The organism is Kribbella sp. NBC_01245 (assembly GCF_036226525.1).
GTDB lineage: Bacteria > Actinomycetota > Actinomycetes > Propionibacteriales > Kribbellaceae > Kribbella.
Genome location: NZ_CP108487.1, coordinates 4,446,191 through 4,472,046, shown reverse-complemented (window position 1 = coordinate 4,472,046; position 25,856 = coordinate 4,446,191). Strand labels below are relative to the sequence as shown.

29 protein-coding genes are annotated in these 25,856 nt (G+C 66.7%); 17 read left to right on the top strand and 12 right to left on the bottom strand.

The window, feature by feature from the left end; genetic code table 11:
- Nucleotides 1-397: 397 nt before the first annotated feature.
- The 4 genes from yjfF to OG394_RS19910 form a co-directional block, all read right to left on the bottom strand.
- Nucleotides 398-1,381, bottom strand: coding sequence for a galactofuranose ABC transporter, permease protein YjfF (gene yjfF / locus OG394_RS19925; RefSeq protein ID WP_328988492.1), 984 nt, complete (start codon nt 1,379-1,381; stop codon nt 398-400).
- Nucleotides 1,378-2,406, bottom strand: coding sequence for an ABC transporter permease (locus OG394_RS19920; RefSeq protein ID WP_328988491.1), 1,029 nt, complete (start codon nt 2,404-2,406; stop codon nt 1,378-1,380). Before OG394_RS19920 ends, yjfF begins: the two co-directional genes overlap by 4 nt.
- A complete protein-coding gene (locus OG394_RS19915) occupies nt 2,399-3,976 on the bottom strand; it encodes a sugar ABC transporter ATP-binding protein (protein ID WP_328988490.1) in 1,578 nt (525 codons plus the stop codon). Before OG394_RS19915 ends, OG394_RS19920 begins: the two co-directional genes overlap by 8 nt.
- Nucleotides 3,977-4,057: 81 nt before the next feature.
- Entirely contained in the window at nt 4,058-5,056 is a 999-nt protein-coding gene (locus OG394_RS19910) for an ABC transporter substrate-binding protein (RefSeq protein WP_328988489.1), read from the bottom strand.
- A gap of 322 nt (nt 5,057-5,378) precedes the next feature.
- Between OG394_RS19910 and OG394_RS19905 the strand changes: the two genes are divergently transcribed.
- From OG394_RS19905 to OG394_RS19895, 3 genes are all read left to right on the top strand, one after another.
- Entirely contained in the window at nt 5,379-5,810 is a 432-nt protein-coding gene (locus tag OG394_RS19905; protein ID WP_328988488.1) for a VOC family protein, read from the top strand.
- A gap of 568 nt (nt 5,811-6,378) precedes the next feature.
- Nucleotides 6,379-6,636, top strand: a complete 258-nt coding sequence (locus OG394_RS19900) for an alpha/beta fold hydrolase (RefSeq protein ID WP_328988487.1) — start codon at nt 6,379-6,381, stop codon at nt 6,634-6,636.
- 432 nt (nt 6,637-7,068) lie between these two features.
- Nucleotides 7,069-7,896, top strand: a complete 828-nt coding sequence (locus OG394_RS19895) for a histidinol-phosphatase HisJ family protein (RefSeq protein WP_328988486.1) — start codon at nt 7,069-7,071, stop codon at nt 7,894-7,896.
- Between the two features lie 98 nt (nt 7,897-7,994).
- Here the strand turns inward: OG394_RS19895 and OG394_RS19890 are convergent, their stop codons facing one another.
- Together OG394_RS19890 and OG394_RS19885 are read right to left on the bottom strand one after the other, a co-directional pair.
- Nucleotides 7,995-8,960, bottom strand: a complete 966-nt coding sequence (locus OG394_RS19890; protein ID WP_328988485.1) for a sigma-70 family RNA polymerase sigma factor — start codon at nt 8,958-8,960, stop codon at nt 7,995-7,997.
- The gene (locus OG394_RS19885; RefSeq protein ID WP_328988483.1) at nt 8,960-10,375 is read right to left on the bottom strand and encodes an MFS transporter; all 1,416 of its coding nucleotides are present in this window, start codon (nt 10,373-10,375) and stop codon (nt 8,960-8,962) included. Before OG394_RS19885 ends, OG394_RS19890 begins: the two co-directional genes overlap by 1 nt.
- Before the next feature lie 120 nt (nt 10,376-10,495).
- Between OG394_RS19885 and OG394_RS19880 the strand changes: the two genes are divergently transcribed.
- The 3 genes from OG394_RS19880 to OG394_RS19870 all read left to right on the top strand — a co-directional run bounded on the left by OG394_RS19880 (nt 10,496) and on the right by OG394_RS19870 (nt 13,037).
- Nucleotides 10,496-11,149, top strand: coding sequence for a nuclear transport factor 2 family protein (locus OG394_RS19880; protein WP_328988482.1), 654 nt, complete (start codon nt 10,496-10,498; stop codon nt 11,147-11,149).
- Between the two features lie 243 nt (nt 11,150-11,392).
- Nucleotides 11,393-11,920: a VOC family protein gene (locus OG394_RS19875; RefSeq protein ID WP_328988481.1), complete on the top strand. Its 528-nt coding sequence runs from the start codon at nt 11,393-11,395 to the stop codon at nt 11,918-11,920.
- Between the two features lie 166 nt (nt 11,921-12,086).
- The gene (locus OG394_RS19870; protein WP_328988480.1) at nt 12,087-13,037 is read left to right on the top strand and encodes a malate dehydrogenase; all 951 of its coding nucleotides are present in this window, start codon (nt 12,087-12,089) and stop codon (nt 13,035-13,037) included.
- 62 nt (nt 13,038-13,099) lie between these two features.
- Here OG394_RS19870 and OG394_RS19865 read toward each other — a convergent pair whose 3' ends face one another.
- Both OG394_RS19865 and OG394_RS19860 read right to left on the bottom strand, forming a co-directional pair.
- A complete protein-coding gene (locus tag OG394_RS19865) occupies nt 13,100-13,738 on the bottom strand; it encodes an NAD(P)-dependent oxidoreductase (protein ID WP_328988479.1) in 639 nt (212 codons plus the stop codon).
- A 5-nt stretch (nt 13,739-13,743) separates the two neighbouring features.
- On the bottom strand, nt 13,744-14,646 hold the full coding sequence (locus OG394_RS19860) for an EamA family transporter (protein WP_328988478.1): 903 nt from the start codon (nt 14,644-14,646) through the stop codon (nt 13,744-13,746).
- A 76-nt stretch (nt 14,647-14,722) separates the two neighbouring features.
- Here OG394_RS19860 and OG394_RS19855 point away from each other — a divergent pair, with 76 nt between their 5' ends.
- The 5 genes from OG394_RS19855 to OG394_RS19835 are packed head-to-tail and all read left to right on the top strand — an operon-like array spanning nt 14,723 to nt 17,334.
- Nucleotides 14,723-15,226, top strand: a complete 504-nt coding sequence (locus OG394_RS19855; RefSeq protein ID WP_328988477.1) for a MarR family winged helix-turn-helix transcriptional regulator — start codon at nt 14,723-14,725, stop codon at nt 15,224-15,226.
- Nucleotides 15,227-15,257: 31 nt separating this feature from the next.
- Nucleotides 15,258-15,755, top strand: a complete 498-nt coding sequence (locus tag OG394_RS19850; RefSeq protein WP_328988476.1) for an SET domain-containing protein — start codon at nt 15,258-15,260, stop codon at nt 15,753-15,755.
- Between the two features lie 59 nt (nt 15,756-15,814).
- Nucleotides 15,815-16,006, top strand: coding sequence for a hypothetical protein (locus OG394_RS19845; RefSeq protein WP_328988475.1), 192 nt, complete (start codon nt 15,815-15,817; stop codon nt 16,004-16,006).
- Nucleotides 16,007-16,516 (top strand): hypothetical protein, encoded by a 510-nt coding sequence (locus OG394_RS19840; protein ID WP_328988474.1) that lies wholly within the window; start codon nt 16,007-16,009, stop codon nt 16,514-16,516. It begins immediately after the preceding gene.
- A gap of 44 nt (nt 16,517-16,560) precedes the next feature.
- On the top strand, nt 16,561-17,334 hold the full coding sequence (locus tag OG394_RS19835) for a DinB family protein (protein WP_328988473.1): 774 nt from the start codon (nt 16,561-16,563) through the stop codon (nt 17,332-17,334).
- Between the two features lie 92 nt (nt 17,335-17,426).
- Here the strand turns inward: OG394_RS19835 and dhaL (OG394_RS19830) are convergent, their stop codons facing one another.
- Both dhaL (OG394_RS19830) and OG394_RS19825 read right to left on the bottom strand, forming a co-directional pair.
- Complete coding sequence (dhaL, locus tag OG394_RS19830) at nt 17,427-19,154, bottom strand: dihydroxyacetone kinase subunit DhaL (RefSeq protein ID WP_328988472.1); 1,728 nt, start codon at nt 19,152-19,154, stop codon at nt 17,427-17,429.
- Between the two features lie 124 nt (nt 19,155-19,278).
- Nucleotides 19,279-20,037: an IclR family transcriptional regulator gene (locus OG394_RS19825; protein WP_328988471.1), complete on the bottom strand. Its 759-nt coding sequence runs from the start codon at nt 20,035-20,037 to the stop codon at nt 19,279-19,281.
- A gap of 105 nt (nt 20,038-20,142) precedes the next feature.
- Between OG394_RS19825 and OG394_RS19820 the strand changes: the two genes are divergently transcribed.
- Nucleotides 20,143-20,898, top strand: coding sequence for an MIP/aquaporin family protein (locus OG394_RS19820; protein WP_328988470.1), 756 nt, complete (start codon nt 20,143-20,145; stop codon nt 20,896-20,898).
- Between the two features lie 3 nt (nt 20,899-20,901).
- Nucleotides 20,902-21,525, top strand: a complete 624-nt coding sequence (dhaL, locus tag OG394_RS19815; RefSeq protein ID WP_328988469.1) for a dihydroxyacetone kinase subunit DhaL — start codon at nt 20,902-20,904, stop codon at nt 21,523-21,525.
- Nucleotides 21,526-21,599: 74 nt separating this feature from the next.
- Here the strand turns inward: dhaL (OG394_RS19815) and OG394_RS19810 are convergent, their stop codons facing one another.
- Nucleotides 21,600-22,871: an RNA polymerase sigma factor gene (locus tag OG394_RS19810; RefSeq protein ID WP_328988468.1), complete on the bottom strand. Its 1,272-nt coding sequence runs from the start codon at nt 22,869-22,871 to the stop codon at nt 21,600-21,602.
- Between the two features lie 7 nt (nt 22,872-22,878).
- Nucleotides 22,879-23,226, bottom strand: coding sequence for a YciI family protein (locus OG394_RS19805; protein WP_328988467.1), 348 nt, complete (start codon nt 23,224-23,226; stop codon nt 22,879-22,881).
- Between the two features lie 98 nt (nt 23,227-23,324).
- Here OG394_RS19805 and OG394_RS19800 point away from each other — a divergent pair, with 98 nt between their 5' ends.
- The 4 genes from OG394_RS19800 to OG394_RS19785 are packed head-to-tail and all read left to right on the top strand — an operon-like array spanning nt 23,325 to nt 25,317.
- The gene (locus tag OG394_RS19800; protein WP_328988466.1) at nt 23,325-24,110 is read left to right on the top strand and encodes a hypothetical protein; all 786 of its coding nucleotides are present in this window, start codon (nt 23,325-23,327) and stop codon (nt 24,108-24,110) included.
- A 21-nt stretch (nt 24,111-24,131) separates the two neighbouring features.
- Nucleotides 24,132-24,473, top strand: coding sequence for a hypothetical protein (locus tag OG394_RS19795; RefSeq protein ID WP_328988465.1), 342 nt, complete (start codon nt 24,132-24,134; stop codon nt 24,471-24,473).
- A complete protein-coding gene (locus OG394_RS19790; RefSeq protein ID WP_328988464.1) occupies nt 24,470-24,970 on the top strand; it encodes a MerR family transcriptional regulator in 501 nt (166 codons plus the stop codon). Before OG394_RS19795 ends, OG394_RS19790 begins: the two co-directional genes overlap by 4 nt.
- 14 nt (nt 24,971-24,984) lie before the next feature.
- Entirely contained in the window at nt 24,985-25,317 is a 333-nt protein-coding gene (locus OG394_RS19785) for a YnfA family protein (protein ID WP_328988463.1), read from the top strand.
- Nucleotides 25,318-25,856 lie beyond the last annotated feature (539 nt).

Here is a 25,856-nt window from a genome sequence, read left to right as displayed (position 1 = left end):
TGCCAGTTTGTGCAAAACCCTCCCGCGAGGTGCCTTGCTGTGTTTGCACACGCGCGACGCAACAAGGCACCTCGCGGCAGAGTTATCCCCAGATCGGCGCGTGCGTCCGCATTCCGCGTCCGACCGTGGCAGCAATATCCACAGCCAACCCCGCACAGTCGGACGCGAGATGCGCCACCTGTGGAAACCCCTCGCCACGGTCGGACGCGAAGTGCGTCGCTTGTGGACGGCGAGCCCAGGGCGTTTAGGGGTGAGCCGCACACGTTCGGGCCAGTTTGTGCAAAACCCTCCCGCGGGGTGCCTTGTTGTGTTTGCACACGCGCGACATAACAAGGCACTTCGCGGGAGGGTTATCCCCAGATTGCTTGATTGGGCGGAAGCCCGTTGGCCCGGAGCGTTAGGGCTGGCGGCGGGTTAGGAAGCGCTGGATGAGGACGAAGATCAGGAGGAGTACGCCGATGGAGATCTTGGTCCACCACGAGCTGAGCGTGCCGTCGAACGAGATGAAGGTCTGGATCGTCCCCAGCAGCAGGACGCCCAGCACCGTGCCGAGGACGAGTCCGCGCCCACCGGTGAGGAGGGTGCCGCCGATGACGACCGCGGCGATCGCGTCGAGCTCCATACCGACGGCGTGCAGGCTGTACCCGGACAGCATGTAGATCGCGAACAGAAGTCCCGCCAGGGCAGAGCAAAGCCCACTGATCGCATAGACGCCGACCTTGACCATCGCGACCCGCAGCCCCATCAGGTGGGCCGAGCTCTCGCTACCACCAACGGCGTACACCGTGCGCCCGAACCGAGTCATATGCAACACCCACGCAGCAACGCCGACGATCAACAACGCCAGTACGACGCTAGGCGTGATGCGGTACCCACCCGGCAACGTAATAGCGCCCTGCGCCAACGACTTAAACGTCGCATCGCGGATCGGGATCGATTCGACGCTGATCAAGTAACAAAGCCCGCGAGCCAGGAACATCCCCGCCAACGTGGCTATAAAGGGCTGTACGTCGAAATAGTGGATGACCAAGCCCATCAACGTGCCGAGCAACGTCCCGCAGAGCAAGACCGCGATGATGCTCGCGAACGCCGGCCAACCCGCTTCGAGGGTGGAAGCGGCGATCATCGTGGAAAGCGCGACGACCGATCCGACGCTCAGGTCGATGCCGCCGGTGAGGATCACGAACGTCATCCCGACACCGAGAACCAGCAGGAACGCGTTGTCGACGAACAGGTTCAGGATGACCTGAGGGTCCGCGAATCCCGTGTAGCGCAAGGATCCCGCGCCGAACATGCTGATCAGCAGGACGACGGTCGCGATGACCGGCAGGTACTTCGCCGGCGGACTGTACCGGTAGAGCCGGCCCGTCACGGTGCTCATACTGCATCAGCCTTTGCGCTCAGGGGGACGGTGGTCCTGTTTCGCCGCAATGCCGCGCGCGCCTTGGGCGATTGCAGCAGGCATACGGCCACCACGACCACGGCCTTGAAGAGGTAGTTGGCCTCGGCCGGAATCCCGATCGTCGGAATGGTCGTCGCGAGGGTCTGGATGAACATGGCGCCGAGCAGCGTGCCAGTGAGCGAGAACTTGCCCCCGGCAAGCGACGTACCACCGATGACGACTGCCAGGATCGCGTCAAGCTCGATCCAAAGCCCGGCGTTATTCGCGTCGGCGGCACTGGTGTTCGACGCGATCATCAGACCGGCGATACCCGCACAGAAGGCGCCGAAGACGTACGCGATCCAAGTGATCGTCCTCGCCCGTACGCCGGCCAGCCTGCTCGCCTCCGGGTTGATGCCGACCGACTCGATCAACATCCCCAACGCCGTACGACGTGCCAGCACCGCGGTAATCCCGAAGACCGCGAGCGCGATCAGGATCGAGAGCGGCAGCGTGGCGACGAATCCGGTGCCGAGCGTTTTGAACGCCGGGTTGACCACCGTGGTGATCTGGCCATCCGTCACCAGCATCGCCAGTCCACGGCCGGCCGTCATCAGCACCAGCGTCGCGATGATCGGTTGGATACCCATCACCGATACCAGGAAGCCGTTCCACAACCCGAGCAGCACGCACACCCCCAATGCCAAGAAGATGGCGGTCACCGCGGTCGACGCACTCGACTGTGCGGGCGATCCGGCGATGTAGACGCAGGCCACCGCCCCGGCGATCGCCGCGATCGCTCCGACCGACAGGTCGATGCCGCGAGTGGCGATCACCAGGGTCATACCGAGTGCCACGAGCAGCACCGGGGCGCCGTTCCGCAGGATGTCGATCAGACTGCCGAACAAGTGGCCGTCCTGCATCCGAATGGCAAGAAAAGAAGGCGTGATGGCCGTGTTCAACACGATCAGCAGCACCAACGCCAACGCCGGCCAGAACAAGGGCTTACGCAGAATCTCACGCATGGTGGCTTCCCTCCACGGCAGCGGTGCCACCGGCGGCGATGGTTTCCAGGATCCCGGCCACGCTGACGCTGTCGTCGTTGACCCGGTCCGCGATCTTGGCCCGGTCCCGCATCACGACCACGCGATCGCTGAGCCGGAGCACCTCTTCCAACTCGGCGGAGATGAAGACGACGGACATACCGTCCTCGGCCAACTTGGAGACGAGCTGCTGGATCTGCGTTTTGGCGCCGATATCGATACCCCTGGTCGGCTCATCGAGAATGAGCAATTCGGGCTGGGTAATGAGCCAGCGCGCGAGCAGCACCTTCTGCTGATTACCACCCGAGAGATTTCGCATCAGGGCATCAGGATTAGCGGGCCGAATGCCAAGTTTTTCGATGTATTCGCTCACCAGCTTTTCGCGAACGCGCGGCGAAATCGGCCGCAGCCATCCGCGCGACGCCTGCAAGGTGAGCAGCATATTGTCGGCGACGGTCAAATCTTCGATAACGCCTTCACTGCGGCGGTTCTCGCTGGAGAACGCGATCTTCGAAGCAATGGCCTGTCGCGGCGAACGCAGCTTCCGGCGTACGCCTTGGATCTCGACCGTGCCCGTGTCGGCGGTGTCCGCGCCGAACAGCAGTCGCGCGAGCTCGGTCCGGCCGGAGCCGAGCAGGCCCGCGATGCCGATCACCTCGCCCTCGTAGACGTTGAGGTCTACGGCTTCGAGACTTCCCTTGCGGCCCAGGCCGAGCACTTTCAGCACTGGCCGGCCGCTCTCATCGAGGGAGCCCGGTTCGACATGGTGTTCGAGCTTGACCAGGGTCTCCAGCTCACGGCCGATCATGGCCTGAACGATCCCGAGCTGGGTGACGTCAGCGGTCAGGTATTCCCCGACCAACTTGCCGTTGCGCAGCACGGTCATCCGGTCGGAGATCTCGAAGACCTGGTCGAGGAAGTGGGAGACGAACAACAGCGCAACGCCCTCGGCGCGCAGCGTGTTCATCACGACGAACAGCTTGGCGACCTCTTCGGCGTCCAGGCTCGACGTCGGCTCGTCGAGGATCAGCACGCGGGCGTCGACGGCGACCGCCCGGCCGATCGCGACGAGCTGCTGGATCGCGATCGGGTGATCGCCCAGCAGGGAGCCCGGGTCGATGGTCAGGCCGAGCCGGTCGAGTACGGCCGCCGCCTTGGCGTTCATCGCCCGTACGTCGATGCGGCCGAAGCGACGGGGTTCGCGGCCGAGCAGCATGTTCTCGGCGACAGTGAGGTTCGGGCAGAGGTTGACCTCTTGGTACACGGTGCTGATACCAGCGGCCTGCGAATCGGCCGGAGTGTGGAACTGCCGCTCCTGCCCGTCGACGACGACCGAGCCGCTGTCGATCGTGTAGACGCCGGTCAACGCCTTGATCAAGGTCGACTTGCCGGCGCCGTTCTCGCCCATCAAGGCATGTACTTCACCGGGCCGCAGCCGGAAGTCGACATCCTCCAGGGCCTTGACGCTCGGGAAGGTGATGCAGATACCCCGCATCTCGACGACCGCCGCCGCTGTTCCTGCCAGCGAGCCCGGACTGGTCACCTGGGTCATCAGAGATTCCTTTGGTGAGTGATGCCGGAGCGGCCGCGGAGGGGCGGCCGCTCCGGCAAGCGGGGGATTGGATCGAAGCGGTCAGTACTGACGCTTGGGCAGGGCTTCCTTGGCCGCGGCCTGGTCGAACGCGGTCTCCTCGGTCACCACGCGGGCCGGCACCTCTTCGCCGCCGACGACCTTCTTGGCCAGGTCCATCAGTTGCGGGCCGAGCAGCGGGTTGCACTCGACGATGTAGTCGATCTTGCCGGCGGCGAGTGCGGTCATACCGTCCTTGACCGCGTCGATCGTGATGATCTTGATGTCCTTGCCGGGCTTGCGGCCGGCCGCCTCGATCGCCTCGATGGCGCCGAGCCCCATGTCGTCGTTGTGGGCGAAAACGACGTCGACATCCTTGTGGGCGTTCAGGAAGGACTCCATCACCTTCTTGCCGCCGTCACGGGTGAAGTCGCCGGTCTGCGAGGCCCCGATCGTGATCTTCGGATTCGCGGCGATGGCGTCTTCGAACCCCTTCTTGCGGTCGATCGCCGGCGCCGCGCCAGTGGTGCCCTGGAGCTCGACGACCTTGACGGCACCGTCGCCGTTGACGTCAGCGGTCGCGGCCTGCTTCACCAGCCAGTCGCCGGCCTTCTTGCCTTCCTCGACGAAGTCCGAACCGAGGAACGTCTTGTACAACGTCTTGTCCTGCGAGTCGACGGAACGGTCCGTGAGGATGACCGGAATGTTCGCACGCTTGGCCTCCATCAGCACCGTGTCCCAGCCGGTCTGCACGACCGGGCTGAAGGCGATCACGTCGACCTTCTGCTGGATGTACGAGCGAATGGCCTTGATCTGGTTCTCCTGCTTCTGCTGCGCATCGGAGAACTTCAGGTCGATTCCCGCCGTCTTCGCGGTCTCCTGGATGGACTTGGTGTTCGCGGTCCGCCAGCCACTCTCGGCGCCGACCTGGGCGAAGCCCATCGTGATCGTGTCAGCGGTGCCACCAGTGCCGCCACCGGCAGCCGGTTCGTCCGCCCCACACGCGCTGAGACCGCCGACAGCCACCAGGCCAGTCGCGACCGCCATCAATTTCTTCAACACAGCAGTTCCTCCATCTCGGGGTCTTTCTCGACCGACGGCCAGTTGCACGCATCCGCGGCAGATGCCTCGAACCGGCCCGGCGAGTGAGCGACGGGCGGAGCTGCGCACGGCAAAATGTTAGCGCTAACTTTGCGCACGTCAACCCCGGAGCTACAACGGTTTCGTTGTCACCCTTTTGCAACCTTTTCCGGTGAATTCCAACCAGACCGACGCCGAACCCGTGAGTCCGCTCTGCCCGGGTCCGCGCGGCTCCCATATGTTCAAGACGTCAAACGGCCTCTCTGGTCGACTGGTGGCTCTGGTTCACGGTGCTGGAGGTTCGATGATCAACCGGACGATGGGCTCGGCGAGCGTGGTCCCCGAGCTGGTGTACGACGATGTGGGCGCCGCGGTGGACTGGCTCTGCGACGCCTTCGGTTTCACCGAGATGTGGCGAGTCGGCAACCACCGCGCCCGCATCCGCCTCGGCAACGGCATCGTCGTCATCGCCGACGCCGACCCGTCGAACGGCCGCACAACGCCAACCCCTGGCGATCCGTACGCGCAGTCGACGATGGTCCAAGTCGACGACGTCAACGCCCACTACGAACACGCCCGCAGCCGTGATGCGCTCGTACTGACCACGCCCACCGACTACGCATTCGGCGAACGCATGTACAGCGCCCAAGACCCCGCCGGCCACCACTGGACCTTCTCCCAATCCATCGCCGACCTACCCCCCGAAGCCTGGGGCGGCACCACCAAATCCCCCTAACCCCCACCCCCTCCCCGACGCCAAAACCCCCACACTCCCTCCCACGCCCGCCTCCCCACTCCCTTGCCCACGAGTGGTCACATCTGCCCCTCCCGCGAGTGGTCACATCTGACCCTCCTCGCGAGTGGCCGCGTCTGACCCTCCGCGCGAGTGGCCGCGTATATACGCGACCACTCGCGAAGATCCCGGGCACGAGCGGTCACTTTGCGACGCGACCACCCGCGGGAGGTCCAGACGCGACCACTCGCGGGCAGGAAGGAAAGGCGCTGGCCAGAACTTCGGCGTACGTCGCGCCAGCCCGGCCTCCGCACGCCCGCCGCCGTCGCCCGCGGACGCCGCCGCCTTACGCCGACACCGCACACCGACGCGTTGATCCGCCGCCTTGCGCCGATACCGCGCACCGACGCGTTGATCCGCCGCCTTGCGCCGATACCGCGCACCGACGCGTTGATCCGCCGCCTTGCGCCGATACCGCGCGGCCGCGGACGCCGTACGTCGTACAGAGTGCGTCCCCGGATCCCAAGACTGCGGGCCGATTTGTGGAAACCCTGCCGCGAGGTGCCTGGTTGTGTCGCGCGTGTACCGGTCGTTCATCCTTCCGGAGTCGATGCGGACGACGCGTGAGTTCATGGATGTTGGGCTGAGGACGACGACGCGGGTTCTGGTTGGCGCGGATGACCCGATCTTGCGTCCCGAATTCGTACATGGCCACGAGTCCCACGTAGACGACCTGACCATCGACTACATGCCCAACGCCGGCCACTTCCTAGTAGACGACCGCCCCGACGAGGTCATCACGCACGCCTTAGACCTCTTCCAGAAATAGCCCCAACCCGCAGACACCACCCTCCAGCCGCCAGGGGCGGATCATGCCGTGGTCGACGCCACCACGCTGACCGCCAAAGGACGGATCATGAGGTGGAAGGCCGCCACTGCGCCGGCCAGCAAGGGCGGATCATGATGAGGGTGGTGCCACTGCACGGCGGCGATTGGGCGCATCTTGTGCCCCCTAGTGTCGTGTGGTTGGGCTTGTCATCTGACGCGATGTGTTTGGGGACGGTTGGGGGCGCAAGATGCGCCGAATCGCCGCGATAAAGGACCATTTTGGATCCCAAGCCTTCGAAGATCCGGATGTTGATGTTGCGCCCAATCGTCGCCGTGCAGTGACCCCACCTCCACCGGTTGGTCGCCATTTGGTGGCTGGAGTGGCGCCCGCGCTCCTCGTGCGAGTGGCACTGGGACGGGGGATAGTTGGGGGATGGAGCTTCCTGCGGATGGGCATGTGCATAGTGAGTGGTCGTGGGATGCGGATCTGGGGGCGATGGATGCGACGTGTGCCAGGGCTGTTGCTCTTGGGCTTTCGGTGGTTGCGTTTACCGAGCATGTGGACTTCACGCCGTTCAGGGCCGGGTTTTTGGCTGAGAAGTTCGCTCACCTGGTTGTGGACGGCACGCTCATTGCGCCAGAACTCGATCTCGCCGGGTATTTGGAGTCCATTGAGAAATGCCGGGCGAAGTACCCAGATCTCCGGATCCTCACCGGTATGGAGGTGGGACAGCCACATCGCCACGTGAGCGAGGTGGCCGACCTCCTGGCCAAAGGCACGTTTGATCGTGTGATTGGGTCGCTGCATTGCCTTCCCGACGGCGACGAATACGCCGAACCATGGGAGCTATTCCCACACCACCCCGCAGATGCCGTATTCCGCGAATACCTCCTGGAAATCCCCCGAATGGTCTCCGGCTCCGACGCATTCAACGTTTTCGGCCATATCGACTACCCAGTTCGATCCTGGCCGGATGCCCTTCGCCCCTTCGATCCGTACGCCTTCGAGGATGAATTCCGGCAAGCCCTCAAGGCCCTGGCTGACGGCGAACGAGCGCTCGAGATCAACACCCGCCTGCCGCTCGACGCCACGATCCTCGCCTGGTGGCGCGAGGAAGGCGGGCAACGGGTGACCTTCGGCAGCGACGCCCACCTACCGCAGGCACTTGGCGCGGGATTGGCCGACGCGGCAGCGATGGCAGAGGCGCACGGCTTCCGGCCCGACGCGAAACCCGAGTACTCCTGGATACGGGCGAAATGACGCGGGGCAACGGCGTACCTCGACGCGTTCAACCCCGCCGAACTACGCCGGATGGTCACCAAAACAGCCCAAGCCGTCGCCCTCTACCTACAGACCCGCTAAACCGGCAAAGTAAGCGGCAGCCCGAACTTGTGGAAGAACCCGGGCATATGGAAGTCCATCACCGCGGTGATCTGGTCCCCCTCGATGGTCAACACGTGCAACGCATGCGCATGGAACTGCCCGCCAGGCACTTGATGGTACGTCGCAAACCCCGGCTGCCCGTTCGCCGAAATCGGCACCAACCGACGCGCCTGGGCCGGGTCCAGCTTGGCGCGGAGCAGACGCAGTACGGCGTCGCGGTGGTCGAACCACGTCGGCATCGGCGGCATCTCCCAGCGGACGTGATCGGCGAGAAGCTCTTCCAGTACGGCGAAATCGGCTTGCTCGAAGGCGTACGCGTATTGGTCGAGGAGCTTGCGTTGAACCGGCTCGGTGGGTTCGACCATCTTCTGCTCCTCCGGCGCGACCTGTTCGAGCACGGCCCGGGCTCGTTGTAAGGCCGAATTCACCGCGGCCGTCGTCGTACCGAGGAGCTCGGCGACCTCGGCCGCCGGCCAGGAGAGGACGTCGCGCAACAACAGTGCGGCCCGTTGGCGCGGCGGCAGGTGCTGCAACGCCGCGACCAATGCCAGCCGCATCGTCTGCCGTTCAACGACGACGACTCCCGGATCGACCGGTGCCGAGCTGAACATGAGGTCTGGAAACGGTTCTAGCCAAGGCAAATCGGCCGCGGGCGCGATGTCGCTGGGATCGCCCGGCGCTCCGACCGCCGACGGGATCAACCGGCGGCTGCTGTGCTGCAGAAGGTTCAGGCATTGGTTGGTGGCGATGCGGAACAACCAGGTCCGGATGGATGACCGGTGCTCGAAGTCCCCGTAACCACGCCACGCTCGCAGGTACGTCTCCTGGACGATGTCCTCGGCGTCGTGCAGCGAACCCAGCATCCGGTAGCAGTAGGCCACCAGTTCACCGCGATGTGGCTCGGTGCGGGCCTCGAACTCGTCCGCCGCTGGCACCGGCATCACTCGGCCCCTATGGCGACGACCGTCGCCCGGCGGCCGAGGCGCCGCCGGGCGAGACCGACAGCTGCGAGGGCGCCGAGCAGGGACAACACTCCGCCGGTGGCTGTGGCCCAAGTGAAGCCGTCCGAGAACTCTTGCGGCGAGGTGTAGCCGCCATTGCCCGCGAAGGCGGCCGCCATTACGGCCACTCCGGCGACACCGCCCAACTGACGCATCATTCCGTACACCCCTGAGCCGATTCCGACCGCTTCCGGCGGTACCGACCCTACAATCGCGCTCTGCGCCGCCGTCATGGCCAGCGACACTCCCGCACCGGCGACGATCACGGGCGCCACCAATTCGCCGTACGTCAGACCGTTGGCAGCGAGCGCGGCCACGATGAGCAGGCCGAATCCCTGCAGGGCAAGGCCGGTGATGACCAATGGGCGTTCGCCGATCTTGTCAGCGAGCCGGCCGGCGAACGGGGCCACGATGAACAAGGTCGCGGTCCACGGCAGGATCTGCAGACCGGCGCGCAGTGGACCCGCCTGCCAGACGATCTGGGCGAATTGCGTAAGGAAGAAGAGGTTGCCCAGCAGAGCGGCAGTCAGGAAGAACCCGGCCAGATTCGTGGCGACGAAGGAACGCAGCCGGAAGAGGGCCGGAGGCAACATTGGTTCCGGCGTCCGGTGTTCCCAGACCACGAAGGCCACGCCGATCAGGAGGCCGGCCGCGACGGAACCGAGTACCTCGAAGCTCGTCCAGCCGTGTTCCGGCCCACGGACCAGACCCCAGACGACACCCAGCAGAGCGGCCGCGGCCAGTACCGCACCAACGACGTCCAGCCGACGGGTCGCGCCACGGCTTTCCGGGATCTTGCGCAGCACCAGCGGGATCAGTACCAGTCCGACCGGCACGTTGACCCAGAACACCCAATGCCAGTCCAGTCCCTGCGTGATGGCACCACCGACCAGCGGGCCGCTCAGTACGGCGACCCCGGTGAGCGCGCCGAAGACGCCCGTCGCCCAGCCCCGATTCGCGGTAGGGAACGCGGCACCCACCAGCCCGATCGCCAACGGCGTCACGACCGCGGCGCCAACACCCTGCAGGGCGCGGGCGGCGATCAGCAAGCCGACCGACGAGGCCAGCGCGCAAATGGCCGACGCCACCGTGAACAGGGCGAATCCGGCGGCGAAGGTGCGAGTGCGTCCCCACCTGTCACCGGCTGCTGCCGCGCTCACCATCAGTACGGCGAAGGTGAGGTTGTAGGCGTTCACGGTCCATTCGAGTTCGGACAGCGAGGCGCCGAGCTCCGCCTGGATGGTGGTGAGCGCGGACGCCACCACCAGCGTGTCGAGCGCGACCACCATCGACCCCACTGAGGCGAGGGCGAGTACCCATCGCTGCTGGGTTGTCGCACGCGGTTGCTTGGTCATGCGTCCTCCATCGGCTTGTCGTCATCTGGATAGACAGGCCGGAGGTCCGAAACTCATCGCCGCGATGAATTCAGGGTCGCGCGGCTGTCTGTACAGGTAGACAGCCCAAGGAGGAGCACCATGAACACAGCAGTGATCCGCTACCAAACAAGCGCCGACCAGGCCGACGAGAACCAGCGACTGATCGAGAACGTCTTCGCCGAGTTGGCGGCTACGCGTCCGGAAGGACTCCGCTATCAGTGCGTGCGGCTCGATGACGGTGTCACTTTCGTCCACGTCGTCAGTGCCGAGAATGACTCGCTACCGGCGCTCGCGTCGTTCCAGGAGTTCCAGCGCCAGTTTGCCCATCGAGTGGCCGCCGGGCCGGACCGTTCGCCGGGCCAGCTCGTCGGTTCCTACGCCGCAGCCGACTCAACGCGCCCGGCCGCGGTTCGAGTGGCGCTGGAATTCCTCGACGCCTTCGCCACAAAGGATTCCGCGAAGCTGGCGAGTCTGCTCGACCCGGACGTCGTCTTCGAGAGCCCGCGTACGACGCTCAACGGCGCGGACGCGGTCGCGACGGCCATCGGCGGTTTCGCTCAAGCCGTGCTGGGCGTATCCGTGATCGCGGCGTACGGCGACGAGGAGCGCGCGGTCGTGATGTACGACATGGAGCTCGGCCCCCTCGGCACGATCCGCGCCTCCGACCACCTAGTCGTCAGGGACGGCCGGGTGATCTCCGACCAACTCGTCTTCGACACCCACGTCCTTCGCGACCTCACCCCCACCACCTGACCGCGCGTATGCCGTACCCCTTGCGCAAGGGGTACGACGTACACGCTCAGCCGTCGTACTCGTCGTCCGTCACGTGATCGCCCCACTCGGTCTCGAGTACGTCGCCACCGCGCGCCTGGATCCGCCCGAGCCCCTCGGTCACGTGCAAGGAGGACCCGTCGTTACCCCTCTTTGGTAGAGGACAGAACCTGGCCGCTTCTGTCGAGAGGATGGGGATACCAAAACAGACCGAGAGGAATGTCCATGACTGCCATCGCTGCTCCCGCGGGTTACACGTCCGTCGCCCCGTGGGTCGTCACCGACGACACCGCCAAGCTGCTGGACTTCATCACGAACGCCTTTGGTGGCAAGGAAATTTCGCGCGTTCCGTTGGAAGACGGCAGCATCGGTCACGCCGAGATCCAGGTCGGAGACACGGTCGTGCTGGCGTTCGACCGTCGCGAGGACTGGCCCGTGATGCCGTCACTTCTTCGGGTGTACGTCGACGACGCGGACGCCGTTTTCGACAAGGCCGTGGCGGCTGGTGCCCGGGTCGTGACCGAGCTGGCCACTGCGGCGTGGGGTGATCGGGGCGGGCGCGTGCGCGATCCGTTCGGCAACATCTGGTGGGTCGTGAGCCACGTCGAGGACGTACCGGTGGACGAAATCGGCGCGCGAATGGGCCAGCCGGTCTACGTCGACGCCATGCGCGACGCCCAGGAAACCCTCGACGCCGAACTAAGCGGCCGCCCCACCGGACAAGCCTCCACCCCTATCTTCACAACGGAGTAGACAAGCGTGCGCGTCATGACGGCGCACCAACCCGTGCCCAGTTCCCCGCGAGTGGTCGCGTCATGACCTGACCACTCGCGGAGGAGATCTAAGCTGATCGGCGGGACTTTCCCCGTCGGGCTGATCGCGGCCCGGTAATGGTTTCTATTCTGGAGTTGAGTCGAGCATGGGCAAGAAGGTCACCGTCGTTGGCGCGGGCTTCTACGGTTCCACGACCGCGCAGCGCCTGGCGGAGTACGACGTCTTCGAGACCGTCGTACTTACCGACATCGTGGCGGGTAAGCCCGAGGGCCTGGCTCTCGACCTCAACCAATCGCGTCCGATCGAGGGGTTCGAGACCAAGGTCGTAGGCGCCACCACCGGGCCGAATGGTGAGGGGTACGAGGCGATCGAAGCTTCGGACGTCGTCGTCATCACTGCCGGGCTACCCCGCAAGCCGGGCATGAGCCGGATGGATCTGCTCGGGGTGAACGCCAAGATCGTTCGCCAGGTCGCGGAGAACGTGGCGAAGTTCGCGCCGGCGGCCGTGGTCATCGTGGTGTCGAACCCGCTGGACGAGATGACCGCGCTGGCTCAGATCGCGACCGGGTTCCCGACGAATCGGGTGCTCGGTCAGGCCGGGATGCTCGACACCGCCCGGTTCAGCAACTTCGTGGCCGAGGCCCTGGCGGTTCCGGTCGGCGATGTGCGGACGCTGACGCTCGGCTCGCACGGCGACACGATGGTGCCGGTGCCCTCGCGTTGCAGCGTCCGCGGCACACCACTTGCCGAGCTACTCCCGGCCGGCCAGATCGACGAACTGGTCGTCCGGACCCGAAACGGCGGTGCCGAGGTTGTGGCTCTGCTCAAGACCGGCTCGGCGTACTACGCGCCATCGGCGGCAGCCGCCCGGATGGCGAAGGCCGTCGCCGAGGACAGTGGCGCCGTGATGCCCGTCTGCGCGTGGGTCGACGGTGAGTACGGCATCTCCGGTGTCTACCTGGGCGTCGAGGCTGAGATCGGCGCCGAGGGAGTCAAGCGAGTCATCGAGACCGAGCTGACCCCCTCGGAACGCGCGGATCTTCTGAACGCGGCCGAGGCGGTCCGCGCCAAGCAAGCAGACATCACCAACCTGTAATCGTGTCTGCCGAACGACCGATCAGCCAGAACCCTGTTGCCAGTCGGGTGAACCATCGCGGGTCAATAGCCGATGGTGAAGCGGGTTCGGGGGTGTTGGGGGCGTTCGGCCTCGTCGAGTAGGGCGATGGCCAGGTCTTCCATCGAGATGGACGAGTTGCCGGCGGTGTCGACGATCAGCTCGTCGCGGCCGAGGCGGAATCGGCCAGTGCGTTCTCCCGGTTCGAGGAGGGCGGGCGGGCTGAGGTAGGTCCAGTCGACGGCCGCATCCGCGCGGAATACGTCGAGTTGTTCGCTGCAGGCCAACGCGATCGGGCGGAGGTCGTCGGGAAAGCCCGGGGCGTCGACGACCGTCGTACCGGGTGAGTCGGGGATGAAGAGGCTGCTCGCGCCTCCGACGACCAGCAGGCGTACGCCGGACGCGGCGGCTCCCGCGAGCAGGCCTTTTGCCGCGATGGCGAGCTCGTGCTCGCTACCTGGCACGGGCCGGGTGGCGCTGATGACGAGATCCTGGCCGGCGCTCAAGGAGGCGACATCCTCGACGTTTCGGGCGTCGCCTTGCCGGACGATGACGCCGACGGGCGAATCGGCCAGCCGGGCCGGGTTGCGTCCGACGGCGGTGACTTTGTGGCCTCTGGCAACGGCTTCGGCGACTACCCGGCTGCCGACGTCGCCGGCCGCTCCGAACACTGTGATGCGCATATCTTTCAGTTCCTTCCGGCTAAAACCAGCGGCTGGGGGATGGGTGCGGGGGTTGGTGCCTTCTTGAGCTGAGCGGTGACGAGTGCGCCGAGCACGATCACGCCGCCGAGAATCTGCGCGGACGTCAGACCCTGGCCGAGTGCGATCCAGCCGAGGGCGGTCGCGACCACCGGGCTGAGTAGTCCGAGGAAGGTGACGTCGGTGGGGGACAGGGCCCGGATCCCGCGGAACCACAGGGCGTACGCGATGGCCGAGCCGATGATCGCCAGGTACGTGTAACCGGCCAGGTTGGCCGTGGTGAAGGAGGCCGGTGGCGCGCCTTCGACGATGAGCGCGACCGGCACCAGCAGCAATCCGCCCGCCACCAGTTGCCAGCCGGTCGTCGCCAGCAGCGGCGCCGGTGAGGTCCAACGCTTGCTGAGCACGACGCCCGTCGCCATTACGACCGCGCCACCGAGCGCCGCGGCGATTCCCCAGCCATCTAAACGAGCATTGGCGCGCAATACGAGGAGGCTGACGCCAAGCACTCCGGCGAGAGCGGCGAGTGTGGTTCGCAGCGTGAGCTTCTGTCCGAGCAGGCCCACTGCCAGTAGCGCGACCAGCAACGGCTGCAGCGAGCCGACGGTCGCGGCGACTCCGCCGGGAAGCCGGTACGCCGCGACGTACAGCAATGCCAGAAACGCCCCGATGTTGAGTGCGCCGAGCACGAATGCGCGCCACCACCAGATTCCTCGCGGCAGCCGTCGCGTGATGGCGACGAGGATCAGGCCGGCCGGCAGGGCGCGGAGCACAGCGGCGAGCAGTGGACGCTCGGGCGGCAGGAACTCCGTGGTGACCAGATAGGTGGTTCCCCACACGGCCGGGGCGATGGCGGTGACCAGGATGAGGGCGACTCGTTTGCTTAGCACTAAGCTAAAGTAGCTCAGCGCTAAGCAAAATGGAAGGGATTTACCTCACCACTAAGCGATCTACTACGCTGGAGGTATGGCTGACCACGTGGATCGGATCCTCGAGCAGTGGAATACGCAGCGGCCGGACCTGGACGCGTCGCCGATGGCGGTGATCGGCCGGCTGTCGCGGCTCAGCCTGCTGATCGGCGGCGAACTGGGGCGCACGTTTGCCGACCACGGCCTGGACCGGCCCTCGTTCGACGTACTGGCGACTCTGCGGCGGAGCAACGCCGAGCACAGCCTCACGCCGGCCGACCTGATGCGCTCGTCGATGGTCACCTCGGGCGCGATCACCCAGCGGCTCGACCGGTTGGAGGCTCGCGGGTTGGTTAGTCGTGCGCCCAGTCAGACCGACGGTCGCGGGGTGCAGGTCACGCTGACCAAGGCCGGTCTGACCTTGATCGACGACGCTCTGCCGGACCACATCGCCACCGAGAACCGTCTGCTGGAGGCCCTCTCCCGCGAGGAGCGAGACGCCCTCGCCGAAACCCTCCGGACCCTGCTCGAATCCCTCGGCGACAAACTCCCCGACCGCTAAAGCCTGCGCACTGGAGGGACGGACGGACACCTTGGAAACAGAGTGTTGGAGTCATGCTGACCTAGAGGTTCGGGCGTCACCGATCGCCGGCCAGGGGTTGTACGCCACGGCGGCCATTCCGGCCGGCACGGTGGTGGCGACGCTTGGTGGACGCCTGGTGTCCGGGGCGGAGCTGGCCGAGATCTTCGCGCGCGCCGCCGGACCGATCGACACCATCACGGTCGGGGACGACGTACATCTGGTGTTGCCGGATCACCCGCGTCCGTTGATTGGATACGGCAACCACAGCTGCGATCCGAACCTTTGGTGGACCGATGCCGTCACACTCTTGGCTCGGCGCGATATTGCGGCCGATGAGGAGGTCACCAGTGATTACGGCACCAGCTCGGCCGTCGAGGATTTCGAGATGTCATGTGCTTGTGGATCGGACCTCTGCCGCGGGGCGGTGACCGGGCGGGACTGGCAGCTCCCCGAACTCCACGAGCGGTACGGCGACCACTGGATCCCGCTGCTGCGCCAACGGCTTTGACCAGAACCCACCTGAAGCCCCACGGCCGGTGAACCGACAGCTCAGAAGGACGTGCGTTTATGACGGGACTGCTGCCGGCGGATGACGCTGTCCACAGCGAGTGGTCCTGGGATGCGCTCGCCGGTTCGATGGCGGCGACCTGCGCGCGAGCGGTCGAGGTCGGGCTGCCCGCTCTGGCGTTCACCGAACACGCCGACTTCACGCCTTGGACGCTGCCGCCCGATGCGGATCTCCCCGCGGAGTGGCGGTAGTTGGTCACCGCGGAATTGCTCGACCTGGGCCGGTTCGACCGGGTCCTCAGTTCGGTGCACAGCCTGGCCACCGATGGCAGTACAGCCGAAGCCTCGGACGCCTACCTCACGCGGGAACCTGCTGGGGTAATCCGGGAGTACCTGGCCGAGACCCTCCGGATGGTCCAGCTGTTCGACGCGTTCGAGGTGCTCGCGCATATCGACTACCCGCTGCGCTATTGGCCGTACGACGTGATGCCGTTCGATCCCGGCGGCTTCGAGGAGGAGTACCGGGTCGTCCTTCGGGAGTTGGCCGGCAGCGGCAAGGTCCTGGAGCTGAACACGAGAGTGCCGATGCCGCGGCAGATCCTCCGCTGGTGGTACGAGGAAGGTGGTCAGCACATCACCTTCGCCAGCGACGCGCATGACCCCGACTCCCTCGCGCGCGGTTTCGCCGACGCCGCCGCGATGGCCGCGGCCTGCGGCTTCCGGTCCGGACGGCACCCGTACGACCAGTGGCGGCGGGACTGACCGGCCTTGTGGACGTAGTGACGGGAGTGGGGCAGGGTGTTGGGGTGGCTGAGTTCATCAAGGAGAACCTGACGGGTTCGGTGTTCGAGGACGTCTATCTGACCGATGCGCGGTTCCGCGATGTCGATCTGAGCAACGCGCGGTTCGACCTGGTCGACCTGAGCGGGGTGGTGGTCCGTGGCGCGGCCCTGGTGAACATGGACCTGAGCGGCGACATCGACAACCTGCGCATCAACGGCGTCGACGTCGTACCGCTGGTGGAGGCCGAGCTCAACCGCCGCTATCCCGATCGCGTCAAGATGCGCCCGGCCGATGCGGACGGCTATCGCGAGGCGTGGGACATCCTCGAGCGGCTCTGGCGGCAGACCGTCGACCGGGCCCGCGGGATGGCACCCGAGCAGTTGCACGAGCGGGTTGACGGCGAGTGGTCGTTCATCGAGACGCTCCGTCATCTGGTTTTCGCGACCGACGCCTGGGTCAGGCGCGCGATGCTGCTGGAGCCATCGCCGTGGGATCCGCTGGACCTGCCCCACGACGACATGACCGACCGGCCGGGGGTACCGCGCGACCGCGACGTCCGGCCGTCGCTGGACGAGGTGCTCGCCCTGCGCGAAGACCGGATGGCCACTGTCCGTCAGGTGATCGCCGATCTCACCGATGAGCAGTTGGCCGGTAAGACCGAGCCGGTGCTCGAGCCGGGCTATCCCGACTCGGAGAGCTTCGCCGTACGTCGTTGTCTGGGCGCCATCCTCAACGAGGAGTGGGAGCACCGCCTCTACGCCGAGCGCGACTTCGACGTACTCGAATCCCGCGCCTGACCCCGGCGCCCAAGATGCTGTGCTCGGCCACCTGACGCCCCCGCACCCCGACGCGCTGGGAAACCCGCTACGACGCCGGCCGCATGTGGCCGCTAGGAGACAGGCGCTTGCTTGACTGCGAGACCGGTCCGGATCGCCTCCAGCCAGATCACGACGGCCTCGGCCCCCGGGTCGACAACGCCCAGAGCGCGGTCGCCGAGATAACTCGATCGGCCGCGGCGAGCGAGGATCCCGGCGGTTTCGTCGGTGGCCTTGCGGGCCGCATTACGAGCAATGGCGAGGGCCGCGTCGACCCCCGTTCCAGCCTGTACGGCGGTACGCAGCGCCTTGGCGGCCGGGTGTAATGCGTCGAGCATGGTGCGATCGCCGACCCGGGCGCCACCTAGCTCGGCGATCGCGTCGACACCCGCCGCGAAGGCCTCGATCCAGACCCCGGCGGGCTTCGCGGTACCGGTCTCGAGGGTCGCCGCTGTGCGGAGGAGGAGCGCCGCGTACAGAGGTCCAGACGTGCCGCCAACCGTTCGGCGGACCGTGCCGGCGACGCCGCGGAGAACTGCCGCCGCGTCGGTTCCCTCGTACCGCGGGAGCTCGGTCAGGACAGCGCGCGCACCGCGGGCCAGGCTGATGCCGAGGTCGCCATCACCGACCAGCTGGTCGAGGTCGGTCAGCTGAGCCTCGGCTCCGATCAGGGCCTCGCAGACCGCGGTGATCGCCTGCCACAGTTCCGAGTCCTCGGCCAGACCCAGGACAGGTGCGGCAGTGGCCGGAGCCTTGATCGCTGCCGCTTGTACGGTCGCGCCGGTGGAGACGGCACCGATATGTGCGGCCGGCCACGCCGTGGTCTTGGTGGGAGCATCGAGCCGGCTCAGCATGTTGTCATTCACTCGCGCGATCGACAGTGAGCACCCGGCCATTTCCAGGGCGGTCAGGAAGCTGCCGACCCAGGCACGTTCGAGCTGGATACCGGCCGAGGCCAAGTTGGCGATCGCCCGCTGGGCGACGATGCCGAGCTCCATCGTCGGCGTACCACCGAGGTTGTTGACCAGCAGCACGACCCGTTCGCCGGCCTGGATCCGCCGGTCGGTGACGAGCCGGCCGAGCATCCGATCGACGACCTCGTCGGCAGGCCGCGCAGGGCCGCGCTCAACGCCGGGCTCGCCGTGGATTCCCAGCCCCCACTCGATCTCGTCGTCGCCGAGTTCGAGGCCGGGCCGCCCGGCGGCCGGGACCGTGCAGGCCGACAAGGCCACGCCCATCGTGGCGACCGACGCCGCGGCTTCGGTCGCGACCCGGGTGACCTCGGCCAACGGCAGCCCTTCTTCGGCGGCGGCGCCCGCGATCTTGTGCACCAGGACGGTGCCGGCGAGTCCGCGCCGGCCCGCGTTGGCGCCGTCATCGGCGAGGGCGGCGTCATCACCGACCACGACCATCTCGACCGCCATGCCCTCGACTCGTGCCAGTTCGGCGGCGAGCCCGAAGTTGAGCCGATCGCCGGTGTAGTTCTTCACGATCAGCAGCACGCCGGCCGGGCCGCCGACCGCCCGGATCGCCTTGAGGACGGTGTCGGCGGAGGGGGAACTGAACACGTCACCGCTCACCGCTGCGGTGAGCATGCCGGCCCCGACATACCCGGCGTGGGCAGGCTCGTGGCCCGCGCCGCCACCGGAGATCAGGGCCACCTGGCCGCGGTCTCGCACGCTGTCGGCGTCGGTCCGCGCGACGACGCCGTCACCGAGTAGCGCGATGCCGGGGTTGGTGAGCGCGAACCCCCGCAGCATGTCGGGGACGACGCCGGCCGGGTCATTGATGAGTTTCTTCATGGCTGCTCCTCAGCGGGCTCAGGCGGTGGCAATACGATCACCGTGAACATGATTCGATAATGTCGAATATGTTTCGGAGCATAGGGCGGCGTCATGCGGCTGTAAAGATCCGGTGCCGAAGCCGTCAGCCGGTCGGAACGGGCCAGCGGGCGGCGCCGAGTTCGCGGGAGATGTTGCGCGCGGACTCCCGGACCGCCGCGTACATCGCGTCCGTCGGCGGCCATTCCACCGCCGGCAGTACGACGCTGATCGCGCCGACCACCGAACCCGATGCGTCGAAGATCGGCGCGGCGATACTCGCCTCGCCGAGGACGGCTTCTTCCTTCTCGATCGCGAGGGCCTCCTTCGCGACCTCGTCGAGCTGTGCACGCAATGCCTGCGGGTCGATCACCGTCTCCGAGGTCATGCTGCGGAGCTTGCCGCCGGCCAGCAGAGCCGTCGCCTGGTCGGGCAGATACGCAAGCATTGCCTTGCCTAGAGCGCTTGCGTGGGCAGGGATGACGATCCCGACCTCAGGCATCTGCCGACTGCCGTCGGGGCGTGGCTCGTGGTGGATGATCACCACCTCGTCGAAGGTGAGTACGCCGGTTCGGACGGCGTGACCGCTGCGTCTGGCCAGTTCCTCGGACCAGGTGACCGCTCGCGAGCGCAGCTCCAGGGTGTCCAGGTAGACGTTGCCGAGTTTGAGCACGGCCGGCCCGAGCTGATAGCGGTTGGAATCCTTGTCCTGGACGACCATCCCGTGCGCCTGCAGCGTTTTGAGGATGCCGTGCACTGTCGACGGCGGCAGATCGAGCCGGGTCGCGACCTCTGAAAGGCTCAGCCGGCGCGCCCCTTGCAGCACGCCCAGCATCCGGATCGCCCGGTCGACGGACTGGATCATCGACGTCCCCTCGCTGCCTGACACGAAACCTTTACAGCAGTGAACCACAGGCGTACCTTCCGAGTGACATTCGGCATAGTCGAATGATCTTCGAGAGGAATAGGCATGGATGAGAACTCGTTGCCCCAACGGCTGGCGGCAGAGGCGCTAGGCGCCGCGATCCTGGTCTTCATCGGCGTCGGTGCGGTGCCGGCGGCGCTGATCGTCAACGGGGATACGCCTTTCACGATGGCGGATCTCGGCATGATCTCGTTCGCCTTCGCCGCCGCCGTGGTGGCGACCGTCTACGCCCTCGGGCAGATCTCGGGTAATCACATCAACCCGGCGGTGACGATCGGCCTGGCGGCGACCGGCAAATTCCCCTGGTCCCGGGTGCCGGCGTATCTCGGCGCCCAGCTGGCCGGCGCGACGCTCGGCGCCGCCGCCATCCTCGCCGTACTCGGAAAGAAGGCGAGCGACGTCGGCCTCGGCGTCGCGACGTACGGCCCGGAGGTTGGCGTTCCGCAGGCCTTCGCGGCCGAGTTCGTCGGAACCTTCATCCTCGTACTGACCGTCTTCGGCGTCATCAGCCGCAAGGCCGTGCCGGGTTTCGCCGGGCTGGCCATCGGGCTGGCGGTGTTCGGCGCGATCATCCCGGTCGCACCGGTCACCGGTGCATCCATCAACCCCGCCCGCACGGTGGGTCCGATGCTGATCCAGGGCCTCGCCGGTGGAAAGGTGGAGTTCGCTCAAATGCCGGTCTACCTGCTCGCGGAACTCACTGCAGGTGTGTTGGCGGGCCTGGCCTACGTCGCGCTGTCACGCACGGCCGCGGACCGCCTGCCGCAGCAACAGCCCGCGGCGACCGGGCAGGAAGCCTGAAGAATGGCGGAGACCGCTTCAGTCGAGGTGCTGTCCGAGTGGATCCGGGAGTTCGCCCGAGTGGTCGCCGCGACCAAGGATCAGTTGAACGCGCTGGATGCGGCCATCGGCGATGGTGATCATGGCACGAACCTCGACCGCGGCCTTGCAGTGGCAGTCTCCGTGCTGGACGCGAACCCGGCGGGGATTGTGGGCACGCTGTTCGATCAGCTCGGCCAAACGGTGATCAACAAGACCGGTGGCGCCACCGGTCCACTCTTCGGCACGTTCTTCCGCCGCCTTGGTGCCGCAGTCGGCGACACGCAGGACCTCAACTCCGCCGGTCTTGCCGCAGGCCTGCGGGCCGGACTCGAGGGCGTCGTCGCCCGCGGCCGGGCCGAGGCCGGCGACAAGACCATGTACGACGCACTCGCGCCGGCGGTTTACGCGTTGCCTGCGGAGGGAGACCTCTGTGTCCAGCTCCGCACGGCATTTGCTGCCGCCGAGTCTGGGTGTCACGCAACGATCCCGATGCTCGCCCGCAAGGGGCGGGCGAGCTACCTCGGTGAACGCAGCGTCGGGCACCAGGACCCGGGAGCGACCTCGGTGGTGTTGCTGTTCCAGGCCGCGGCCCGGGTGATGTGCTGAGTTCAGCTGAGACGGCGGGCGGGCGGTACGGGGTGCAGGGAGGCGGAGTTGGCACGAAATCCTTCGCTCGTTCATCATTGCGGTTCTGCGCCACGGTTAGACGCGGCCAGTTGGAGGAACTTCTCGCGACGTCGTTCCCGGTGTCGTCGTTCCGGCTGCGTGGCCGATCCGTCGTCGAGTGAGTCGGTGAGGGCGCGGGCTGCTTCGGCGTACTGACCCTCGCGGGCGAGTAGTTCGGCGCGAACCGTGTGCCACCTGGCGCTGGGCGGTAGTTCGGCCAGCATCGCGAGGCCAGTCGCTGCCCCAGTCGCCTCGGCTGCGGCTACCACCCGGCCAAGGCCCGCGACATCGCTCGGCGCGATCGACACGAGTAGGTCGTACAGGCGCAGGATCTCCGTCCAGTCCGTCGCGTCATAGGCCGGCGCCCGGGCATGCTCGGCCGCGATGGCCGCCTGGAGCTGGTGGGCGTCCGCCTGCGCGTCCGAGCGGCGCAATGAATCATTGAGAAGCTCGATCCCACGAGTGATTGCCGCCGCGTCCCACCGGCCACGGTCCTGACAGTCGAGCGTCACCACGTCGCCATTCGAGTCGAGCCGTGCCGGTCGGCGGGCCTCGGTGAGGAGTAGCAACGCCAGCACGGCGGTCGGTGTCGGCTGGTCCGGAAGTAGCTCGTGCAGGAGTTCGGCCAGCCGGATCGCCTCGGCGCAAACGTCCAGGTCATATGCGTTCTGGCCGTCGACCGGCGCATGGCCGGCGGTGTACAGGCTATGGATCACCCCGCATACCGCAGGCAATCGGTCAGCCAGCTCATTAGAGGCCGGGACCCGGTAGGGGATGTGGGCCGCGGCGATCTTCTGTCGAGCCCGGGTCAGGCGTTTCGTCGTACCGGCCTCGGTGGTGAGTAGGACGGCCGCGATCTGCGCCGGCGAGAGCCCGCACAGGGTTCGCAAGGCAAGGGCGATCCGGGTGGCCGGAGATAGGGCGGGATGGCAACAAGTGAAGATCAGCCGCAGCAGGTCGTCGTACATGATCTCGTCGGAGGGCAGCTCGGACTTCTGCAGTTCGATCATCCGTAGCCCGTCGAGTTCCTTGTCGGGACGGGCTCGTTCGCGGCGGATGATGTCGATCGCCTTCCTACGCGCGGTCACCGTGAGCCAAGCGCGCGGCTGCGGCGGCACTCCCGTCACCGGCCAAGCGCCGAGCGCAGCGAGGGTCGCCTCCTGGACGGCGTCCTCGGCCAGTTGCACGTCGCCGACGGTCCGGATCAAGGTCGCGAGAATGCGCGCGCCCTCGACCCGAACCGTCTCGGCCACCGTGTCGAGCACGGGGTCACGCGATGGATTCACCAGGGACCTATTTGGCGAGGATGACCGGACGCACCTCGACGGCACCGTTCCACGCCGCCGGCAATTCGGTCGCGATCGCCACCGCGGCCTCGAGGTCTTCGGCGTCGACCAGGTAATACCCGGTCAGCGCTTCCTTGGTCTCGGCGTACGGCCCGTCCGTCGTCACCACATTCCCGCCCCGGGCGCCTTCGACGCGAACCACTGTTGCCGTACTGGTCGGGTGAAGTACGGCGCTCGCGCGGATGCTTTCGGCATTGTCGACGGCGAACTGCCGGTATTCCGCGAGCTCATCCGCTTGTTCGGGCGCCCACCAATTCACGTCCGCGGTGTAGGTCAATACGAGGTACTGCGCCATCGGAATACTCCTTCATCACGCGGGCCCACCTTGGCCCCTCAAGAATGGAACGAACGCCGCCCCAGGAAAAGGACATCGGCCATGGCTATCGTGACGAGATGACCGACGAGCCGCGCGAACTGGCCGCGCAGGACATCGAATGGGTGGTCGACCTCGCCGCGAGACGGCGGCAGCGGATCGCCGGCTTCGCGCCGCGATTCTGGCGTCCCGCGCCTGATGCTCGGAGGGTTCACAGTGAGTGGATCGGCGAGCTGATCCGGTCGCCGGACGTGGTTAGCCTGCGCACAGACCGCGGCTTCGCCATCGCGGCGCCCAACGGGAACCGGCTTGTCGTCGACGACATGGCCGTGGACGACGCCTTCTGGTCGACAGACGGTGCGCGTCTTCTCGGCGAGGTGGCGCGACGTGGACCGCTGCGGGTGGTCTGCCCGGTGCCTGAGCCGTTGCGCCGACAGGCCGTCTCCGAGCTCGGCCTATCCGTCGTCGAGACCTGGTGGCACCGCGACCTCGACCCGAATCCCGCACCTGCCGAGTCGCCACTGGGGGACCAGCCGCCGGTTCCTGCCGAGTCGCTGCTGGGAGCCGAGGGTGTCCGGCTCGTGCCGGCGCCGCCGATCTACGCTCCTGGCGGTCCGGTTCTCCTGGTCAACGCCGTGGCTTCCGCCGCCGCTTTGGCCGAGCTCGAGCAGGCAGCAAGCCGCCGCGGCGCCGTAGTAGCCGTAGTCTCCCAGCGCCCCGACGCTCAGCACCGCGACGACCAGCACCGCGACGATCAGCCGACCGCCGATAGGCCGACCGTCGACGGGTCGACTGCGGTCCTGCTTCGGGCCGCCGGCTATCGCCCGACGACGGAGTTCTTTGAAAGACTTGCATCCGGTACTTAGGTACGGGTTTACCGTCGAAGTATGAGCACATTCAGCCCTGCCGATGATTGGGCACCGGAGGCTTGCACGTTGCCGACGGTGGAGCAGCCGTCGCGGGTTGCCGAGTTCGACGAGTTGTTCGCGCGCAGCCTCCAAGGCGTTGATCGGGTCGAGCCGACGTGGTTGCGGCTGCGGCTCGACGCGACGGCCGAGGCGGCAGCGCGGGATTTGGCCGCGCGCGAGGCGAGCTGCTGCTCCTTCTTCACGTTCGCCTTCGCCGCTGAGGCCAACGGCGAGTTGCGGCTAGACGTGACGGTGCCTCCGACGTACGTCGATGTGCTGGACGCCTTTGCTGGCCGAGCGGCCAAGGCGTTGTCGGCATGACCGCGACGGCATTACGCAGCGGCCAGGTCGCGGCCGCCGCCGGGGTGAACCTGCAGACCCTGCGCTACTACGAACGCCGCGGCCTACTCGCCGAGCCGAATCGCAGTCCCGGCGGCCATCGCCTCTACCCGCCCGAGGCCGTGACGATATTGCGAGTGATCAAGGCATCCCAGCGCCTCGGCTTCACCCTGGAAGAAATCGCCGACCTACTAGTAGCCGCCCACCACCACGGCCGGACCCCACACAGCGCGGACGGAATACGGCCTCCCGCCCTTCCACGCGTGGGCGCTGGTGGGCGATCCGAGGAGGGGCTGCAGGTCAGGGCGCGGCAGAAGTTGGCCGATGTGGAGGCCAAGATCGCCGACCTGACCGTGATCGTCGGCACCCTGCGGGAAGCGCTCGAGGTCGGTTGCGACGACCTGATCGAATGCGCGCAAAGCCCGAACTGCCCCTTGCCCTTCAGCGGCCTGGCGACGGGTGGTACGGCAACCGACTGAGTACGTTCGTCACCATGACCATCGCCAGATCCATCGCGTTGTTCGTACTGGCCGCCATCGCGGAGATCGGCGGCGCCTGGCTGATCTGGCAAGGCTGGCGCGAACATCGCGGCCTCTGGTGGATCGCCGCCGGAATCGTTGCCCTCGGCGCCTATGGCTTCGTCGCGACCTTCCAGCCCGATCCCCACTTCGGCCGCATCCTCGCGGCATACGGCGGCATCTTCGTAGCCGGATCCCTAGCCTGGGGCATCCTCGTCGACAAATTCCACCCCGACCGCTACGACCTAACCGGCGCCGCCATCTGCCTCCTAGGCGTCGCCATAATCATGTACGCCCCCCGCCCCTAACCACCGCCGCCCTCGCCCCCGACACGCCAAACCCCCACGTGTATGCCGTTCATCGGGCCCTTGTAACCCGGCGCGCCGCCCTTCATCGGTCCCTTCTGACCAGTTCCCGGCGCGTCGTCCGGCCGTTGTGACGCGGTGTGTTGCCGTTCATCGGTCCGTTCTGACCACGCGCGGGTCTTCCGCGGCGTCCGCCCGGCACCTTCTCTTTGCATTCATTCGTCGGAATCCGCCCTCTTAGCCACCACTGGGTCCGTGCAGGTCAGCGCACGAGCGAGGGCGGATTCCGACGAATGAATGCGAAGAGCGATGGGCCCACGCTTTTGGTCGCAAGGGACCGATGATGCGCGGCACGCCGGGTTACAAGGGCCCGATGAACGGGATACGCCGAGGGGCTTGGCGTGTTGGGGGTGGAGGACGAGTTTTGGGTGGAAGTACGCGGAGTTTTGCGGAGGCTTACTGAAAATGGTTGTCAGGTCAGATAAGGTGGGTTTGCTCACGTAGGCCGTCGGGGGTCGGCGCGTGGGTTGACCCGCTGATCG

Excerpts from the sequence above, each read along its gene's own strand:
- yjfF (WP_328988492.1), bottom strand. The coding sequence starts at position 1,381 with ATGAGCACCGTGACGGGCCGGCTCTACCGGTACAGTCCGCCGGCGAAG.
- OG394_RS19920 (WP_328988491.1), bottom strand. The coding sequence starts at position 2,406 with ATGCGTGAGATTCTGCGTAAGCCCTTGTTCTGGCCGGCGTTGGCGTTG.
- OG394_RS19915 (WP_328988490.1), bottom strand. The coding sequence starts at position 3,976 with ATGACCCAGGTGACCAGTCCGGGCTCGCTGGCAGGAACAGCGGCGGCG.
- OG394_RS19905 (WP_328988488.1), top strand. The coding sequence starts at position 5,379 with ATGATCAACCGGACGATGGGCTCGGCGAGCGTGGTCCCCGAGCTGGTG.
- OG394_RS19895 (WP_328988486.1), top strand. The coding sequence starts at position 7,069 with ATGGAGCTTCCTGCGGATGGGCATGTGCATAGTGAGTGGTCGTGGGAT.
- OG394_RS19890 (WP_328988485.1), bottom strand. The coding sequence starts at position 8,960 with ATGCCGGTGCCAGCGGCGGACGAGTTCGAGGCCCGCACCGAGCCACAT.
- OG394_RS19885 (WP_328988483.1), bottom strand. The coding sequence starts at position 10,375 with ATGACCAAGCAACCGCGTGCGACAACCCAGCAGCGATGGGTACTCGCC.
- OG394_RS19880 (WP_328988482.1), top strand. The coding sequence starts at position 10,496 with ATGAACACAGCAGTGATCCGCTACCAAACAAGCGCCGACCAGGCCGAC.
- OG394_RS19875 (WP_328988481.1), top strand. The coding sequence starts at position 11,393 with ATGACTGCCATCGCTGCTCCCGCGGGTTACACGTCCGTCGCCCCGTGG.
- OG394_RS19870 (WP_328988480.1), top strand. The coding sequence starts at position 12,087 with ATGGGCAAGAAGGTCACCGTCGTTGGCGCGGGCTTCTACGGTTCCACG.
- OG394_RS19865 (WP_328988479.1), bottom strand. The coding sequence starts at position 13,738 with ATGCGCATCACAGTGTTCGGAGCGGCCGGCGACGTCGGCAGCCGGGTA.
- OG394_RS19855 (WP_328988477.1), top strand. The coding sequence starts at position 14,723 with ATGGCTGACCACGTGGATCGGATCCTCGAGCAGTGGAATACGCAGCGG.
- OG394_RS19845 (WP_328988475.1), top strand. The coding sequence starts at position 15,815 with ATGACGGGACTGCTGCCGGCGGATGACGCTGTCCACAGCGAGTGGTCC.
- dhaL (WP_328988472.1), bottom strand. The coding sequence starts at position 19,154 with ATGAAGAAACTCATCAATGACCCGGCCGGCGTCGTCCCCGACATGCTG.
- OG394_RS19825 (WP_328988471.1), bottom strand. The coding sequence starts at position 20,037 with ATGATCCAGTCCGTCGACCGGGCGATCCGGATGCTGGGCGTGCTGCAA.
- OG394_RS19820 (WP_328988470.1), top strand. The coding sequence starts at position 20,143 with ATGGATGAGAACTCGTTGCCCCAACGGCTGGCGGCAGAGGCGCTAGGC.
- dhaL (WP_328988469.1), top strand. The coding sequence starts at position 20,902 with ATGGCGGAGACCGCTTCAGTCGAGGTGCTGTCCGAGTGGATCCGGGAG.
- OG394_RS19805 (WP_328988467.1), bottom strand. The coding sequence starts at position 23,226 with ATGGCGCAGTACCTCGTATTGACCTACACCGCGGACGTGAATTGGTGG.
- OG394_RS19800 (WP_328988466.1), top strand. The coding sequence starts at position 23,325 with ATGACCGACGAGCCGCGCGAACTGGCCGCGCAGGACATCGAATGGGTG.
- OG394_RS19795 (WP_328988465.1), top strand. The coding sequence starts at position 24,132 with ATGAGCACATTCAGCCCTGCCGATGATTGGGCACCGGAGGCTTGCACG.
- OG394_RS19790 (WP_328988464.1), top strand. The coding sequence starts at position 24,470 with ATGACCGCGACGGCATTACGCAGCGGCCAGGTCGCGGCCGCCGCCGGG.
- OG394_RS19785 (WP_328988463.1), top strand. The coding sequence starts at position 24,985 with ATGACCATCGCCAGATCCATCGCGTTGTTCGTACTGGCCGCCATCGCG.